This window comes from Oleiphilus sp. HI0067 (assembly GCF_001635735.1).
The window spans coordinates 1-914 of the sequence record NZ_LWFI01001703.1 but is presented as its reverse complement, the minus strand read 5'-3'; the positions used below and the strand labels follow the sequence as shown (position 1 = coordinate 914).

Sequence of the window (914 nt, the reverse complement as noted above, 5' to 3'; positions counted from 1 at the left end):
GCAGCACGCATTGCGACCTCGGTTTTGCCAAAGCCGACATCCCCACAGACCAATCGATCCATAGGCTGATCTTTAGTCATATCCTGAACTACAGCGTTGATTGCAACTGCTTGGTCCGGAGTTTCTTCAAAAGGAAAGCCTGCGCAAAAGGCGCGATAGGCTTGTTTCGGGTGACTGTATTTGAAGCCTTTTTTTGCTGCGCGCTTTGCGTAGACTTCGAGTAACTCAGCTGCAGTGTCGCGTATTTTCTCTAGAGCTTTTTGCTTAGTCGTGCTCCAGCGATCTGTTCCAAGTTTGTGTAATGGTGCGAGTGACTCATCTGTACCACTATACCTAGAAATTAAATTTAATGACGCAATTGGTACGTAAAGCTTTGAGCCACTATCGTATTCGAGCGTAAGAAACTCATCTGTCATTCCGTCAACAGTGATTGTTTCGAGGCCCTTGTAACGCCCAACGCCGTGATCAATATGAACTACTGGCGCACCTAAGCGTAGCTCTGTAAGACTTTTCACAAAGTTATCTTGGGACTCTGCTGAGGTGCGCCGCTTATAGGTTTGGCGAACGAGTTGACCGAAAAGCTCGGTTTCCGTTACAACTGCCATCGAATCGTCACCAAGAATAAACCCTGACTCAATTGGACCTACGACGAGAGATAGGCCGCTAGAATCCGAATCACAGGTATCTTGCCATGTTTGCGAATGATCAAATTCAATTTGATGATCTTTAAACAAATCTTGTAATGACTCTCTGCGACCGGCGCTTTCCGAAATAACGATTAATTTCCCCGGAAAGTCTTTCTGAAATTCTTTTATTCGAAAAGCAGGAATGTCCAAACGATCATCAATCGTCAGATCAGGAAGATCTTTCGCGTTAGCAACAAACCCATGATCTGAACGGGTGTTGTTTGTATC

Annotated in this window: 1 protein-coding gene; it reads right to left on the bottom strand. The window is 45.3% G+C overall.

The features are described 5' to 3' along the window. Positions 1–914: CarD family transcriptional regulator (locus A3739_RS27070; RefSeq protein WP_304440326.1), on the bottom strand; the 914-nt coding region annotated here is incomplete at both ends.